The organism is Streptomyces sp. 184 (assembly GCF_045781775.1).
In the GTDB taxonomy this organism is placed as follows: Bacteria; Actinomycetota; Actinomycetes; order Streptomycetales; family Streptomycetaceae; genus Streptomyces.
Genome location: NZ_CP123230.1, coordinates 3,058,292 through 3,073,600 on the forward strand (window position 1 = coordinate 3,058,292; position 15,309 = coordinate 3,073,600).

At 71.5% G+C, this 15,309-nt stretch carries 9 protein-coding genes and 1 pseudogene; 5 read left to right on the top strand and 5 right to left on the bottom strand.

Going from position 1 to position 15,309, the window contains the following annotated elements; translation table 11 throughout:
- Positions 1-25: 25 nt before the first annotated feature.
- A pseudogene (locus tag QBL21_RS13010) lies at positions 26-324 on the top strand (hypothetical protein); the annotation flags it as partial.
- Here QBL21_RS13010 and QBL21_RS13015 read toward each other — a convergent pair.
- Positions 290-1,411 carry a serine hydrolase domain-containing protein gene (locus QBL21_RS13015; protein WP_407562313.1) on the bottom strand — a complete coding sequence of 374 codons (1,122 nt, stop codon included), beginning with the start codon at positions 1,409-1,411 and terminating at the stop codon, positions 290-292. The pseudogene QBL21_RS13010 and the gene QBL21_RS13015 overlap by 35 nt on opposite strands.
- A gap of 131 nt (positions 1,412-1,542) precedes the next feature.
- Between QBL21_RS13015 and QBL21_RS13020 the strand changes: the two genes are divergently transcribed.
- Positions 1,543-2,175, top strand: coding sequence for a TetR/AcrR family transcriptional regulator (locus tag QBL21_RS13020; RefSeq protein WP_407562314.1), 633 nt, complete (start codon positions 1,543-1,545; stop codon positions 2,173-2,175).
- Between the two features lie 689 nt (positions 2,176-2,864).
- On the opposite strand, the gene QBL21_RS13025 is transcribed toward QBL21_RS13020, so the two are convergent.
- Positions 2,865-4,679: a SpoIIE family protein phosphatase gene (locus QBL21_RS13025; protein WP_407562315.1), complete on the bottom strand. Its 1,815-nt coding sequence runs from the start codon at positions 4,677-4,679 to the stop codon at positions 2,865-2,867.
- Positions 4,680-4,853: 174 nt separating this feature from the next.
- Between QBL21_RS13025 and QBL21_RS13030 the strand changes: the two genes are divergently transcribed.
- Together QBL21_RS13030 and QBL21_RS13035 are read left to right on the top strand one after the other, a co-directional pair.
- The gene (locus tag QBL21_RS13030; protein ID WP_407562316.1) at positions 4,854-9,203 is read left to right on the top strand and encodes a HAMP domain-containing protein; all 4,350 of its coding nucleotides are present in this window, start codon (positions 4,854-4,856) and stop codon (positions 9,201-9,203) included.
- Positions 9,200-9,910 (top strand): two-component system response regulator, encoded by a 711-nt coding sequence (locus tag QBL21_RS13035; protein WP_407562317.1) that lies wholly within the window; start codon positions 9,200-9,202, stop codon positions 9,908-9,910. The genes QBL21_RS13030 and QBL21_RS13035 overlap by 4 nt, the downstream gene beginning before the upstream one ends.
- Positions 9,911-9,959: 49 nt before the next feature.
- Here the strand turns inward: QBL21_RS13035 and QBL21_RS13040 are convergent, their stop codons facing one another.
- Both QBL21_RS13040 and QBL21_RS13045 read right to left on the bottom strand, forming a co-directional pair.
- A complete protein-coding gene (locus tag QBL21_RS13040; RefSeq protein ID WP_407562318.1) occupies positions 9,960-11,513 on the bottom strand; it encodes an MFS transporter in 1,554 nt (517 codons plus the stop codon).
- A 136-nt stretch (positions 11,514-11,649) separates the two neighbouring features.
- Positions 11,650-12,183 carry a GAF domain-containing protein gene (locus tag QBL21_RS13045; protein ID WP_407562319.1) on the bottom strand — a complete coding sequence of 178 codons (534 nt, stop codon included), beginning with the start codon at positions 12,181-12,183 and terminating at the stop codon, positions 11,650-11,652.
- A 183-nt stretch (positions 12,184-12,366) separates the two neighbouring features.
- Between QBL21_RS13045 and QBL21_RS13050 the strand changes: the two genes are divergently transcribed.
- Complete coding sequence (locus QBL21_RS13050; RefSeq protein ID WP_407562320.1) at positions 12,367-12,741, top strand: VOC family protein; 375 nt, start codon at positions 12,367-12,369, stop codon at positions 12,739-12,741.
- 184 nt (positions 12,742-12,925) lie between these two features.
- Here QBL21_RS13050 and QBL21_RS13055 read toward each other — a convergent pair whose 3' ends face one another.
- Positions 12,926-15,268 (bottom strand): catalase, encoded by a 2,343-nt coding sequence (locus QBL21_RS13055; RefSeq protein ID WP_407562321.1) that lies wholly within the window; start codon positions 15,266-15,268, stop codon positions 12,926-12,928.
- Positions 15,269-15,309: the final 41 nt, after the last annotated feature.

Here is a 15,309-nt window from a genome sequence, read left to right on the forward strand (position 1 = left end):
GGACTGGGGAGCCGTGTGCTTCGGGTTGCACGCACGCCGTCACGCGAGGGGCTACGAACGGCTCATCCAGCACTCCGAGACCCTGATCACCTGGGCCGCCATCACCCTCATGACCAGGCGCCTGGCCCGGAAAGGCACCACCCCCAGCTGGACAAGAAAGCCCGCGCCCGCCAACTGAGCCCTACTCCTTCACGTCGCCCATGCGGACGCGCAACTCGTGGACGCCCCGCCACAAGGACGCGCCGCAGTCCTGCGCGACGTCAGTCCTCACTATCGGCGCCGATGGGTTCTACCCAGGCCTTCCGCAGTAACCCTGCTGGAAGGCGGCCCAGAAGTCCTCGTCGATCCCGGTGTCGGCGAACGAGTTCCAGTTGGTGTGGGCGACGAGTTGGTCGCGTCCGTCGCGGCTGTTGAGGGCGAAGGTCAGGTAACCGGGTGCGCTGCCGCCGTGGCCGTACGCACGACCGCAGCTGGTGGCGTAGACGTAGACACCCAGGCCGTAGGCAACAGCGGGCGGGGCGCTGCCGGTTGTGGGGACCGTCTCGGTGAGCATCCGACGAAGCATGTCTGGGGGCAGGAGACGTCCTTGCAGCAGGGCCCGGTAGAAGCGTGCGATGTCGGCCGCGGTCGAGACGAGGGCGCCCGATGCGCCAGCCTCGGATGGGCTGAACGCGGTGACGTCGAACCGGGTTGCGTCCGGCGCGTTCGGCAACAGGAGCGAGATGTCCGCGTAGCCGTGTACATGGGCTCCGTCGATGGTGGTCTGTGCCAGCGGGTACGAAGTGTCGCGCAGCCCGAGGGGGGCGAAGATGCGGCGTTCGAGGTTGGTGCGCAGGTCGCGGTCGGTGATCCGTTCGACGATCAGGTCGAGCAGCAGGTAGTTGGTGTTGGAGTAGCGGAACCGGGTGCCGGGAGCTGGGAAGTACCGGGGTTTGGCAAGACCGATGCTGATCAGCTGGTCGCGGGGCCAGTACTGGTCAAGCCTGCGGAAGTGGGGAAGCAGCCCCTCGATGTAGTCGTACAGCCCGCTCGTGTGGTTGAGCAGCTGGCGGACAGTGATGGGCGCACCGGACAGTGCGTTGTCGGTGCGGACCTGGTCGGGCAGCAGGCCCTGCACGGTGTCGTCGAGTCGCAACCGGTGCTCGGCGACGAGTTGCAGGACGACCGTTGCGGTGAAGGTTTTTGTGACGCTCCCGGTGCGGAACTTCAGGTCCGGTGCCATCGGCGTGCCGGCGGAACGGTCGGCGACGCCGGCCGCGCCGAAGCGGTCGTCCGAGCCACGTCGGGCGAGCAGGAAAGCGCCTGGGTTGGGGTTCGGGTCCGCCACCACCTGGTCGGCCAGGGCCTGCAGGGCCGGGTCACGGCGGCTGCCGGCCGTCTGTCCGTCACTGGCCTGGCCCGCGGTGGCCATACCGGGTGGCAGCAGGAGAGCAAGAGCAAGTCCCAGACCTAGCAAGCGGGTTGAGCGTCGTCGGGTCATCGCAAGGGCCCTCTCCGGTAGCAATATAGACGTACGGTTATAGCACGCGATACCGTCCTCACGTGCCGAGAGTTGCCGACCATGACGCCCGACACGGGCAGATCACCGACGCCGTCCAACGCCTGATCGGGCGACACGGCCTCACCGCCGTGACCGTCGCGCGGACCGCCGCAGAAGCGGGCATGTCCGTCGGCCTGGTGCAGCACTACTTCACGGCAAAGGACGAGATGCTGCTGGCCACGTTCACCCGCGTCAACGGGCGTTTCACCGCACGAGTGGACGAGCTGGTGAACCGAGGCGAGGCCGAGGGCCGCACCATCGCCGAGATGCTGCGGCAGGCGCTGGCCGAGCTCATGCCGCTGGACGACGCCCGCCGCGCCGAGTTCCTGGTCCGTCTCGCCTTTGCAGACCAGGCCGCGCACAACGCCCGCCTGGCCGCCGTCCAGAGAGAGACCCTCGTGGGCATCCGCTCACGCGTCGCCCAGGCCATCGACAATGGCACGGTATGCGGCGAGGTCGCTCAGGGAATCGACGCGGCTGATCAGGCCCTGCAAATCGTTGCGTTCACCGAAGGAGTCGCCCTGCACACGCACATCGACCCCGACGGCACACCGAAACCGGCGATCCTCGCCGCGCTGGACGACCAACTCGGCCGCGTATTCACCGGAACCTGCCGACACGCTCGAACAGCTTGATCCCGCTGGTGCCCGCGGTCCGGCAGGCGGAGAGGTAGGCGAGTTGGGCGCGTTCGAGGTCGACGGGGGTCAGTGAGGCGCCGTGTTCCCAAACCTCGTGGCGCCGGTCCTGGACGGCCACCCGGCGCCAAGAACAAACACCGGGCACCCCGCTACGACGTCGGCAAAACCGTCAAACGTCCCGAGACTCTCAAGGCCATCGGCAAGCCAGGAAGATCTTGGTAGATAAAGGACAAGCTGAGTGCCTGTTTCTGATCCACGGCTCTGAGCAGCGCTGGGCCTGCTGGCGTTGTGTCCCAGGGTGCCGCCTTGCGGATCTCTAACCGAGCTGGGCCGCCCGGACACGGCCCGCGCCGCGCACGCCCTGCACACCGCCGTCCACCGGGAACGCGCCCGCCGCCCCCACACCCCGCTCCTCTGGCCGGCCCACCTCCGCACCGGCACCTGAGGGCCCTGTTTCCGAGCCCTCTACCGCCGTGGCTTCGTAGCGGGAGGATGTGCGAGGAGTCCCGCCGCCGGTTCCGGGGCACCAGCCCCCCGCCCACGTTCCGCGTGCCTCGCAGCCGGCCGCGCTCCATGCAGCCGCTCCGTCTCTTCGGCCCCCACACGCTCGTCCTCACGACCTACCCGGTCGAGGGCGGGGACTTCCTGCTCACCGACCTCCGAGCAGGCGGGAGCGGAGACAGGGCTCACGGCGCCGGGGGCTCCGCGTGGAGCACCACCACGGCGAGGTCGTCCTCCACCGGCTCGGGGCTGAAGTCGTGGGTGGCCTGGCGGACCCGCTCGGCCACCGCCATCGCACCCATGCCCGCGCAGTCGTGCAGGATGCCGGCGAGGCCGTTCCCGTCGTCGAGGAGGCGCTGGCCGTCACGGCGCTCGGTGACGCCGTCGGTGACGCACAGCAGGGTCTCGCCGGGGGCGAGCCGGAAGGTGTCGGCGCTGAACTCGGCGTCCTCGTCGATGCCGAGGAGCAGTTGGGAGCGGACCACGGAGCCCACCGCCCCCTCGGCGGTCATCCGCAGCGGCAGCGGGTGGCCGGCGCTGGCGAGGCGGCACTGGGCGCCGCCCGCGCTCGGGTCGGGGGTCAACTCCCCGTAGACCATGCTGAGGAAGCGGGGCCGCGCGCCCTCGCCCCCGATGCTCACCGCTTCCGCGGCGTCCTCCGCCATCATCGCGTTCAGCCAGCTCAGCACGGACTCCACTGAGTGGCCCTCGCGGGCGAGCAGCCTCACCAGGTGGCGGGTCAGGCCGGTCACCGACATCGCCTCGGCGTCCTTGCCCTGCACGTCGCCCAGGAGGAAGCACCACCGGCCGTCGCCGGTGGGGAAGAGGTCGTAGAAGTCGCCCCCGACGGTCTGCCCGCTGGCGTGGGGCTCGTAGACGATCGCCGACTCCATGCCGGGGAGCCTGCCCAGCGTGGACGGGAGCTGCCGGTTCTGGAGGGCCCGGCTGATGTTCGTCTGGCGGGTGTACTGGCGCGCGGTGACGAGAGCCTGGGCGACCTGGCGGGAGACGTCCTCCACGATGTGGGCCACGGAGTCGGTGATCTCGGGCGGGCCGGCCTGCCCGATCAGCAGGGTGCCCCGGCATGTCCCGCCGGAGACCAGGGCGAACGCCAGCGCCGACCCGCCGTCCTCCGTGCCGGCGCTCTGCGGCCACGGCCAGGGGGTGCCCGTGGTCCACAGCTTCGGCGGCGGCGCCTCGGGCTCCAGGTCGCCGCGGAGGGGGCCGATGCGCTGCTCGTCCGCGTGCCAGACGTTGGTGAGCCGCATGTCGCCGTCCTCCGCGAGCAGCCAGACGGCGCACCAGTCGGCGAGCCGGGGCACCATGAGCTGGGTGGCCAGGGCGGCGACCATGGTCTCGTCGAGTTGTCCGGCGAGCAGTTCGCTGGCCTCGGCGAGCAGCGTCCCTCCGTGGCCCCCGACGCCGGCCTGGCCGCGGTATTCGGTACGGGCGAGGGGGTGGGCCAGCTCCGTGGCCAGCAGTTGCCGGTAGAGCACGGGGCTGAGCGGGCCGACCGGCACCTTCGTCTCGCCCTGCGCGGGGAGCGTGAGGCGGCACCACACCGCCTTCTCGGTGTGCCGGTACGTGACCCCCCAGGAGTCGGCGAGGGTAGACACGATCTGGAGTCCCAGACCGCGGCCGCTGCCCGTGCCGTCCGCGGCGCCCGGCACGGTGGCGGTCGGCTGCCGGTCGTACACCTCGATCCGGGCGCCGGCCAGCGCGTCGTCCCTGTCCGGGTCCGTCTCCACCCGGCAGACCAGCTCCATCGAGGTGCCGGCGTGGATCAGCGCGTTGGTGACCAGCTCGCCGACGAGCAGGGCGGCGTCCTCCGCCAACTGCTCGGCGGGCGGGCCCAGCGAGGAGGTCGCCAGCGCCCGCTCGGCGATCACGGCCCGTACGAACGCGCGGGCCCGCGCCGGCGCCTGCCGGCCGGCCGGGAGTTCCGTACGTACGCCGGACCCGTGGTGTGCGCCGGGCCCGTGCGAAGAGACCGCCTGCACGAATGGCTCCTGCCTGTGTGACTGCCGGTGCCACGGGAGAGGGGCCCTCGCCGACCCCGGGAAATCTCACCGTGACAAACTCTAATATAATGGACAAAAACCCCTTGAGGTGAGGGGCTGACCTGGAGGGTCCGACCGCCGCAGGCCATGCGGGCAACGTGCAGGGATGGGCGTATGGAGGACCGTGAGAAGCAGTCGGCAGACACCGCCGAGCTGCGCCCGCTACTGACCGCGCTCAGGTCGCTGCGCGACGGTGACTTCTCGGCGCGGGTGCAGGAGGACGGCGGGGGTGTGCTGGGCGAGGTGGCCGAGGCGTTCAACCAGGTCGCAGCCCGCAACGAACACCTCGCCTCCGAGGTCCGCCGGGTGCGGGGGGTGGTGGCGCGCAAAGGCGTCCTGGACGAGCGGATCTCCGCCAGCACGGGGCAGGGCGACTGGGCGCAGATCGTGCACGACGCGAACGACCTGCTCGACGCGCTGGCCGTGCCGATGACGAACGCCACCCGGGTGCTGGAGGCGGTGGCGGAGGGGGATCTGAACCAGCACATGGAGCTGCGGTCCGGCACCCGGCAGCTCCACGGCGAGCTGCGGAGCCTGGGCGTGGGGCTCAACCGCGTGGTGGACCACCTGTCCACCTTCACCAGCGAGGTGATGCGGGTCGCGCACGAGGTGGGCACCGAGGGCCGGCTCGGCGGCCGGGCCAGCGTGCGGGGGCTGTCGGGCTCCTGGCGCGCGGTCACCGAGGCGGTCAACACCATGGCCTCCCGGCTGACCCGGCAGGTGCGCGACATCGCCGCCGTGACCACCGCGGTGGCCAGCGGCGACCTCACCCGCAAGGTGACGGTGGAGACCGCCGGGGAGCTGCTGGAGCTGAAGCTCACGGTGAACACGATGGTGGACCAGTTGTCGGCGTTCGCCGACGAGGTCACACGTGTCGCCCGTGAGGTCGGTACGGACGGGATGCTGGGCGGTCAGGCGCACGTGAAGGACGTGTCGGGGGTGTGGAAGGACCTGACGAACAACGTCAACCTGATGGCGTCCAACCTCACCTCGCAGGTCCGCAACATCGCCCAGGTGACCACGGCGGTGGTGCGCGGCGACCTCAGCCAGAAGATCACGGCGGACGCGCGCGGTGAGATACGCCAGCTCATGTCCACGGTGAACGCGATGGTGGACCAGTTGTCGGCGTTCGCCGACGAGGTCACACGTGTCGCCCGTGAGGTCGGTACGGACGGGATGCTCGGCGGTCAGGCGCACGTGAAGGACGTGTCCGGGGTGTGGAAGGACCTGACGGACAACGTCAACTTCATGGCGTCGAACCTGACTTCGCAGGTGCGCAACATCGCGCAGGTCGCCACGGCCGTGGCGAACGGTGACCTGTCGAAGAAGATCGACGTGGACGCACGGGGCGAGATCCTCGAACTCAAGACCACCCTCAACACCATGGTGGATCAGTTGTCGGCGTTCTCCTCCGAGGTGACCCGGGTGGCGCGCGAGGTCGGCACCGACGGGAACCTCGGTGGCCAGGCGCAGGTCAGGGACGTGTCGGGGGTGTGGAAGGACCTCACCGACAACGTCAACTTCATGGCGTCGAACCTGACTTCGCAGGTGCGCAACATCGCCCTGGTCACCACGGCCGTGGCGAACGGTGACCTGTCGAAGAAGATCGACGTGGACGCGCGCGGCGAGATCCTCGAACTCAAGACCACCGTGAACAGCATGGTGCAGCAGTTGCGCGACTTCGCGGACGAGGTCACCCGGGTGGCGCGCGAGGTCGGCACCGAGGGAAAGCTCGGCGGGCGGGCCCAGGTGCACGGCGTGTCGGGGGTGTGGAAGGACCTGACGGACAACGTCAACTTCATGGCGTCGAACCTGACTTCGCAGGTGCGCAACATCGCGCAGGTCGCCACGGCCGTGGCGAACGGTGACCTGTCGAAGAAGATCGACGTGGACGCGCGCGGCGAGATCCTCGAACTCAAGACCACGCTCAACACCATGGTGGACACGCTGTCCTCGTTCTCCTCCGAGGTGACCCGGGTGGCGCGCGAGGTCGGCAGCGAAGGCCGCCTCGGCGGTCAGGCGCGCGTCGAGGGCGTGTCGGGCAACTGGAAGCGCCTGACCAGGGGCGTCAACGAACTGGCCCTGAACCTCACCACGCAGGTGCGCGCCATCGGGGAAGTGGCGAGCGCGGTGGCCAAGGGCGACATGTCGCGGTCCATCACCGTGGAGGCGCAGGGCGAGGTCGCCGACCTCAAGGACAACGTCAACCGCATGGTGTCCAACCTGCGCGAGACCACCCGCACCAAGGACTGGCTGGAGTCCAACCTGACCCGCATCGCCGGCCTGATGCAGGGCCACCGCGACATGGTGGAGGTCGCCGACCTGATCCTGCGCGAACTGGCACCGCTGGTGAACGCGCACTCCGAACTGTTCTTCCGGGTCGACTCCGCCGCCGCGGACGGCGAGGGCCTGGAGCTGACCGCGGACTACGGCGTCGGTGGCCGCGGCCGGGACGACCTCCAGTCGGAGTCCCCGATCCGCGGGCTGATCGCCCAGGCCGTCCAGCAGAAGACCCGGATCATGATCGAGGACGCCCCGCAGGACTACGTGACCGTCGAGTCCGGCCTGGGCTCGGCCCCGGCCTCCAGCATCCTCATCCTGCCGATCCTGTTCGAGGACCGGCTGCTGGGCGTGATCGAGCTGGCTTCGTTCAGCAAGTTCAACGAGATCCAGCTCACGTTCGTCGACCAGTTCGCGCACACCATCGGCGTCTCGTTCAACACCATCCTCGCCAACGCCCGCACCGAGGCGCTGCTGTCCCAGTCGCAGCGCCTGACGTCGGAGCTGCGCACCCGCTCCGAGGAACTCCAGCGCTCCAACGCCGAGCTGGAGGAGAAGGCGTCGCTGCTGGCCACGTCGTCCCAGTACAAGTCGGACTTCCTGGCGAACATGTCGCACGAGCTGCGCACACCGCTGAACTCCCTGCTGATCCTGGCCCAGTTGCTCGCCGACAACGCCGACGGGCGGCTGTCGGATCAGGAGGTGGAGTTCGCGAGCACCATCTACCAGGCGGGTTCCGACCTGCTGCAACTCATCAACGACATCCTGGACCTGTCCAAGGTGGAGGCCGGCCAGGTCGACGTGCGCCCGCAGCGGATCCCGCTGACCAAGCTGCTCGACTACGTACGCGCCACGTTCCGGCCCCTGACGATCGACCGCGGGCTGGGATTCGAGGTGACCGTCGGCGACGACGTGCCGCCCGAGCTGTACACCGACCAGCAGCGCATCCAGCAGGTGCTGCGCAACCTGCTGTCCAACGCGGTGAAGTTCACCAGCCGGGGGCGGGTGGAGCTGCGGGTGGAGCGGGTCCCGTCGGAGGGGTTCGCGGAGGACACGCTGCGCGACGCGGAGGCGGTGCTCGCGTTCTCCGTGAAGGACACCGGGATCGGCATTCCGGCCGAGAAGCTGGACGTGGTCTTCGAGGCGTTCCAGCAGTCCGACGGCACCACCAACCGCAAGTACGGCGGCACCGGCCTCGGCCTGTCCATCAGCCGGGAGATCGCCGGCCTCCTCGGCGGGCGCATCGACGCGGCGAGCGAGGAGGGCGTCGGCTCGCGGTTCACGCTGTACGTACCGGCGCAGTTGCCCGGCAAGGCGCTGGCGGCGGCCTCGGGGAGCGCGACGCCCCAGCTTGAGCCGGCGGAGCTGCGCGGGCCGTGGAAGAAGCAGGCCGCCGCGGACCGGGCCGGGACGCGGGGCGGCCGGGGCGAGACGCAGGTGACGCGCGCGATCCGCGCTCCCTCCGGCGGCGCGGAGGGCGAGGCGGCCCGTACCGCGGCGCCGGCACGGGGTCCCGAAGCGGCCGGCCCGGAAGCGGCGGGGCCCGAAGTCGCGGCTCCCGGCGCGGCGGGCGCGGAGGACCGGGCGGACCGGGAACCGGCGGACACCTGGCCGGAGACGACCCGGCTGCGGCAGTGGCTCAGCGGCCGGCCCGGCCGGGTGCTGACCGGCCGGCACGTTCTCATCGTGGACGACGACATCCGCAACGTGTTCGCCCTGACGCACATGCTGGGCCGGGTCGGGATCTCCGTGAAGTACGCCGAGAACGGCCGTGAGGGCTTCGAAGTCCTGGACCGCTCCCCGGAGATCTCGCTGGTGCTGATGGACATCATGATGCCGGAGATCGACGGCTACGAGGTGATCCGGACCATCCGCGCCACCCCGCGCCTGGCCGGCATGCCGATCATCGCCCTGACCGCCAAGGCGATGCCCGGCGACCGGGAGAAAGCCATCGAGGCCGGTGCGGACGGCTACGTCCCGAAGCCGGTGAACGTCGACCGGCTGCTGGCGGCGATCTACGAGCAGCTCGAAACCCACGACGGCCGGGCGGACGGCCGCCCCGCTCCCGCGGCGGGCCCGCAGGAGGGCACGCACGACGACGGCGCGCAGGACGACTTGCACGGCGACTCGCACGGCGGCGGCTCGCAGGGCGACGGCCCGACGGCGTCCGGGCGGGCCGCATGACGACCCCCACGACACCGACGCCGCCGCCCGCTCCGGACCCGGCGAGCATCCTCATCGTCGACGACATGGAGGAGAACCTGGTCGCCCTGGCCGCGGTACTCGGCCCGCTCGGCCAGCGCGTGGTCTTCGCCCACTCCGGCGAGGAGGCGCTGAAGGCGATGCTCCGCCAGCAGTTCGCCGTCGTCCTGCTCGACATCCTGATGCCGGGGATGGACGGCTTCGAGACCGCCGCGAACATCAAACGCCTCGACCAGACCAAGGACGTCCCGATCATCCTGCTCACCGGCCAGGGCATCGACCCCGACTACGCCTACCGCGGCTACGCGGTGGGCGCCGCCGACTTCCTGTCCAAGCCGGTCGAGCCCTGGATCCTGCGCACCAAGGTCAACGTCTTCCTGGAGCTGCACCGTAAGAACCGGCAACTCGCCGTGCAGGCCGAGCAGTTGCAGCGACTGCTGATGACCGACCGGGGCGACGCGGGGTTCGGGGAACGGCTCGGCGACGTCACCTGGCGGCTGGTGCAGGTCGAGTCGCTGCTGCGGGAGAGGGCGGACCTCACCGGGCCGGCCCTCGCCGACCAGGTCAAGGACCTGGAGGCGTCGGTGCGCCACCTCGTCCGGGACCGCGGTACGGACGCCGGCACCGCAGCGGACGCGGGCGCGGGCGCGCAAGCCGGCGGGGACGGGGCGCGTACGGACCGCGCGTGACGCGGGCCGCCCCGCGGGTGGGACACCGAGGCGCCGCGCCCGGCGGCGGTCAGGACACGGCGTTGCGGCGCTGGGTGCGTACCAGCTCCACGGCCTCCGCCTGCGTCGCAACCGCGGGCGGTGAGCCGAGGAGCGGCAGGCCGGCGGTCTCCGTCAGCAGCGACACGGAGACGATGCCGACGACGGCGAAGGCCATCGTGTAGTACGCCGCCGCCATCGGCGTGTCCAGGCCCTGGACGAGCGCTTCGATGACGGCCGGGGTGGTGCCGCCGAAGATCGCGACGGAGATGTTGTAGCCGATGGCCAGGGAGCCGTAGCGGACATCGGTGGGGAAGAGTGCGGGCAGCGTCGCCGACATGGTGCCCTGGAGGCAGATCAGGCTGCCGCCGAGCAGCAGCATGCCCCCGGCGACGGCGACGACGGAGCCCTGCCGGACCAGGGCGTAGGCCGGAGCCGTCACCAGGAGGAAGCCGACCATGCCGGCCATCAGCAGCGGTTTGCGGCCGACGCGGTCGTTGAGCCGGCCGACGAGCGTGACGACGGCGATCATCGCGACCATGGTGGCGATGACGACGCCCAGTTGTTCGGTACGCGGCCAGTCCAGGGCCTCGGTGAGATACGTCGGCATGTACGTGAGCAGCATGTAGTTGGCCACGTTGTACGCGGCCACCAGCGCGATGCACAGCAGCAGCGTCGCCCGCTGCCGCGCCAGGATCCGCCGCAGCTCGCCCGGCGGGGTCTTGCCCTCCGCCGCCTTCCGCCCGTCGTCGGTGGGCTCCGCACCGTCAGGTTGCGCGCCCTCCGGCTTCGCCGCACCGGCCTTGCCCGCCTCGGACTTGAGGAAGGCGGGGGTCTCCTCCAGCTTGAGCCGCAGGTAGAGGCCGACCGCGCCGAGCGGCCCGCCGATCAGGAACGGGATGCGCCAGCCCCACGAGCCCATCGCGTCGTCGCCGATGCCGGCGGTGAGCACCAGGACGAGCCCGGAGGCGCCGATGTAGCCGGCCAGCGTGCCCAGTTCCAGGAAGCTGCCGAAGTAGCCGCGCCGCTTGTCCGGCGCGTACTCGGCGATGAACGTCGCCGCACCGCCGTACTCACCGCCGGTGGAGAAGCCCTGCAACAGCCGGGCGAGGATCAGCAGCGCCGGCGCCCACAGGCCGATGGTGTCGTAGCTGGGAATGAGACCGATGGAGAACGTGGCCGCCGCCATCAGCATCATCGTCAGCGCCAGCACCTTCTTCCGCCCCACCCGGTCACCGAGCGGACCGAAGAAGGCCCCGCCCAGCGGACGTACCGCAAAGGAGACCGCGAAGGTCGCCAGCGACAGCATCGTGCGGGTGCCGTCGCCGGCGCCGGAGTAGAAGACGTTGCCGAGGGTGACGGCGAGGTAGGCGTAGATGCCGTAGTCGAACCACTCCATCGCATTGCCCAGCGCCGCGGCACGCACGGCGCGGCGGATCTCGGGCTCCTCGGTGACGGTGATGTCGCTCAGGCGCCACCGGGGCCGCAGCTTGGCCTGAACGAGGCGGAAGAGCAGCGGGTGCCGCCTTCGGGCCGCCGGATCCGGGACCGGGGTGGCGTCGTCGTCCTTGGCCTCTGCATACATGCCACCCGGAGTACCACGCGGCCCGCCGTCGCGGCGCTCAACGCGCCGCCTCCGCTGCCACACCCTGCGGCGGTCCGGCGCAGGCAGGCGCGGACCGGGTCGGGGCCGCCGCGACGTCGTTCCCCGTCAGGCCCGGTCACCCCGGGTACCGCGGCGGCGCCCGGCCGTCATGGCCCAGTTGGTGGAAGTCGTCGAGCAGCACGACCGCCACCGCGTTGGCCGCGGTGGCGCACCGCTCGGACTCGTCGCCGCTCAGCGTGCCGGCCGCGTATCTGACCAGGCCGATCGCTCCCAGGACACGCGGTCCGAACCGCATCGGGAAGGCGTGGAGCGCGCCGGCCTCCGGCAGCCGCGTCCGCGCCTGCGGCCCGAAGGCCGGCCAGCGCCGCTCCCCGTGCAGGTCGTCGGCGATGACGGGACGGCCCAGGGCCGACGCGTCCACGGACGGCCCTTCGCCCAGCTCGAACTGAAGCAGCTCCAGGCCCAGCGCCGTCGCGTCGGAGGCGCCGTACACCTGCCGGTGCGGCGTGTGGCTGAGCAGGGAGATCGTTACGGCGTCCACGTCCAGATCGGTGCGGAGCCGCCTGCACAGCCGGCCGGGCATCTCACCCGGCCGGCTGCCGGCGGCGGTGTCGAACACCGCCTGCCGCACGGAAAAGCGATCGATCATTTAGCTCACTCGATACCTGATCGACGTTGCCGGTCACCGGCACAAGTACCCCCGGTGCGCGATTCAGTCACTTCCGTGCCGGTCCCGGGCCGGATTCGTGCACGTGGATTGGTGTGCGCCGCGCGGGGCACCCGCGGTTGGTCACGCCGTCATCGAGTGCACGCCGTCACCGAGGAGGTCGTCATGCCGGTCGCCACATTCTGCCTGGTCGCACTGGACTGCCCGGAGCCGCGGGAGCTTGCCGAGTTCTACCGGGAGCTGCTCGGCGGCGAGGTGAAGCGGTACGGCGACGACTGGTACGACCTCTTCGCCGCGGACGGCACCCGGCTCGCCTTCCAGCGCGCGCCCGGGATGCGCCCGCCGAGCTGGCCGCAGGCCGACGACAACTCGCAGCAGCTCCACCTGGACCTGCGGGTGACCGACCTCGGGGCCGCGGAGCGGCACGCCCTGGAGCTGGGCGCCCGGCCGCTGGACACGGACGACGACGAGGGCAGGCGGGAGTTCCGCGTGTACGCGGATCCCGCAGGGCATCCGTTCTGCTTCGTCTACGGGACCTGAGGGCGGGGGCACACGTACGGTCCCCGGACCGTGACCGGCGGCTACGGCCGCACGCCCGGCCCGCCGCCGACGGTCTGACGGCAGGCGGATCCGGCTCCGCTCCGGCCTAGCGGCACCAGCCGCGGCCGCGCTCCCGTGTCCTGCGCGGGAGCGCGGCTCTGTTCTCACACGGCCCGCGTCGTCCTCACGCGGTCCGCGTCGCCGGCTCCCCGGGCGGGAAGCGGTCCCACACCCGGTGCCGCGTCAGCAGCTCGCCGATCTCGGCAAGCACCGCCTGCGGGTCGTCGGCGACCACGACCCCCGGCGCGTGCGGCGGGCAGCCGGCCGCGTCGAGCGCCCGGGTGCTGTCCGCCCAGCCGCCGAGCGGCTTGGCGTGCCGGTACGCCTCGGCGAGGAGCTGGACCAGCCGCGGGTCGGTGTCGGCGCCCTCGGGGTCCTGGCCGGCCTTGGCGTCCCGGGCGCCGTAGGCGTCGTCGCCGCGCCGCGGCGTGCCCGCCAGCACCACGGCGTCGAACTCGACGGACCGGGCGTTGGCGAACGTCCGCTGCACCGTCACGGGCTCGCCGCCGCCCGTCAGCCGGCCGCCGCGCGGCGCGAGGACCATCGGCACCATGCCGGCGTCGAGTACCGCGGCACGCAGCGCCCGTACGGCATCGAGATCGGCGCTCTCGTCCGCGACGATGCCGATGACGCGGCCCGCCACCGGCCAGGCGCGGCCGATCTGCGCGAGCGCCGGGGACGGCCGCACGTCCGCCGGCGGCGTCGCCGGCTCCGGCGCGGGCATCCCGAGGCCGGCGGCCACCTGCCCGCACAGCTCCGGGTCGACCTCCGCCAGGACGCGCAGGTTGCGCTCCCGGATCACGTCCTCGGTGCACTTGCTCAGCTCGAAGGTGTACGCGCCGATCACGTGCTCCCGCTCCGGCGGCGTGAGGCTCAGCCAGAACCGCCGGGCGTGGCTGGTGTGGTCGGCGAACGAGGCGGGCGCCTCGCGCACCTTCGCGCCCGCGACCGGCAGGGGCACCTCCACGTACCCCCGGTCCGCGGCACCGGCCTGGAACGGGCAGCCGCCGTCGAGGGAGTTGGGGCGGTAGGGGGCGACGCCGGAGTGCACGGCGGTCTGGTGCATGCCGTCGCGCTGCATGTCGTTCACGGGCGCGTGCGTGCGGTTGATCGGAAGCTGCGCGAAGTTGGGCCCGCCCAGCCGGCTGATCTGGGTGTCGAGGTACGAGAAGAGCCGGCCGGCCAGCAGCGGGTCGTCCGTGACCTCGATGCCCGGGACGAGGTGACCGGGGTGGAAGGCGACCTGCTCGGTCTCCGCGAAGTAGTTCACCGGGTTGGCGTTCAGCCGCATCAGCCCGACGGGCTGCACGGGCGCCAGCTCCTCCGGCACGATCTTCGTCGGGTCCAGCAGGTCGATGCCCTCGAAGGTCTGCTCGGGGGTGTCGGGGAAGGTCTGGATGCCCAGCTCCCACTCCGGGTACGCGCCGGCCGCGATGGCCTCGGCCAGGTCCCGCCGGTGGAAGTCGGGGTCCACCCCGCCCAGGAGCTGGGCCTCCTCCCACAGCAGGGAGTGCACGCCGGCCTTCGGCTTCCAGTGCCACTTCACCAGCGTGGTGCCGCCGTCGGCGGCGACCAGGCGGAAGGTGTGGATGCCGAAGCCCTCCATCATCCGGTACGAGCGCGGGATGCCGCGGTCGGACATGTTCCAGATGGTGTGGTGGGTGGCCTCGGTGTGCAGGGAGACGAAGTCCCAGAAGGTGTCGTGCGCGCTCTGGGCCTGCGGGATCTCCCGGTCGGGGTGCGGTTTGCCGGCGTGGATGACGTCCGGGAACTTGATCGCGTCCTGGATGAAGAAGACGGGGATGTTGTTGCCGACGAGGTCGAACGTCCCCTCGGCGGTGTAGAACTTCGTCGCGAAGCCGCGGGTGTCGCGCACCGTGTCGGCGGAGCCCCGGGAGCCGAGGACGGTGGAGAAGCGTACGAAGACGGGCGTCTCGGCGCCCTCGGCGAGGAAGCCCGCACGGGAGACCGGCGTGGCGGTGCCGTACCCGCGGAAGACGCCGTGCGCGGCGGCGCCCCGCGCGTGCACCACGCGCTCGGGGATGCGCTCGTGGTCGAAGTGCGTGATCTTCTCGCGCAGGTGGTGGTCCTGGAGCAGGACGGGTCCGCGCGGCCCGGCCTTGAGCGAGTGGTCGCTGTCCGGCAGCCGCAGGCCCTGGGCCGTCGTGAGGTACGCGCCCGTCTGCGCCCGCACCGCGGGGTCCGCCGCGACGGCGTCGCCGGTGGGGGAGTACATCTCCGGTCCCGCCTGGTCGGGCTCGGGCGGGAGCGGCGGGCGCGGCGTCGTCGGCTCGTCGCGTTCGGGAGCGTCCCTCCCGGAGCGGCCGGGGGTGCCGGGAGTGCGCGGTGTCGGGCCGGGGCTGTTCTCGTTCGACGGCTTCACGGTTCCTCGTTCCACTCGGACCTCGGGCTCTGCCCGGGGTAGCCCCCGTACCGCGTCTCCAAACGGTGTGGCCCAGCCTTCCATGATTTGTCCGTATATGCACCGATAGGTTCCCCCGGCGGCGG

Bases quoted from the DNA above. Each gene is read 5' to 3' on its own strand.
- QBL21_RS13015 (WP_407562313.1), bottom strand. From the start codon at position 1,411: ATGGCCACCGCGGGCCAGGCCAGTGACGGACAGACGGCCGGCAGCCGC.
- QBL21_RS13030 (WP_407562316.1), top strand. From the start codon at position 4,854: ATGGAGGACCGTGAGAAGCAGTCGGCAGACACCGCCGAGCTGCGCCCG.
- QBL21_RS13035 (WP_407562317.1), top strand. From the start codon at position 9,200: ATGACGACCCCCACGACACCGACGCCGCCGCCCGCTCCGGACCCGGCG.
- QBL21_RS13040 (WP_407562318.1), bottom strand. From the start codon at position 11,513: ATGTATGCAGAGGCCAAGGACGACGACGCCACCCCGGTCCCGGATCCG.
- QBL21_RS13045 (WP_407562319.1), bottom strand. From the start codon at position 12,183: ATGATCGATCGCTTTTCCGTGCGGCAGGCGGTGTTCGACACCGCCGCC.
- QBL21_RS13050 (WP_407562320.1), top strand. From the start codon at position 12,367: ATGCCGGTCGCCACATTCTGCCTGGTCGCACTGGACTGCCCGGAGCCG.
- QBL21_RS13055 (WP_407562321.1), bottom strand. From the start codon at position 15,268: ATGGAAGGCTGGGCCACACCGTTTGGAGACGCGGTACGGGGGCTACCC.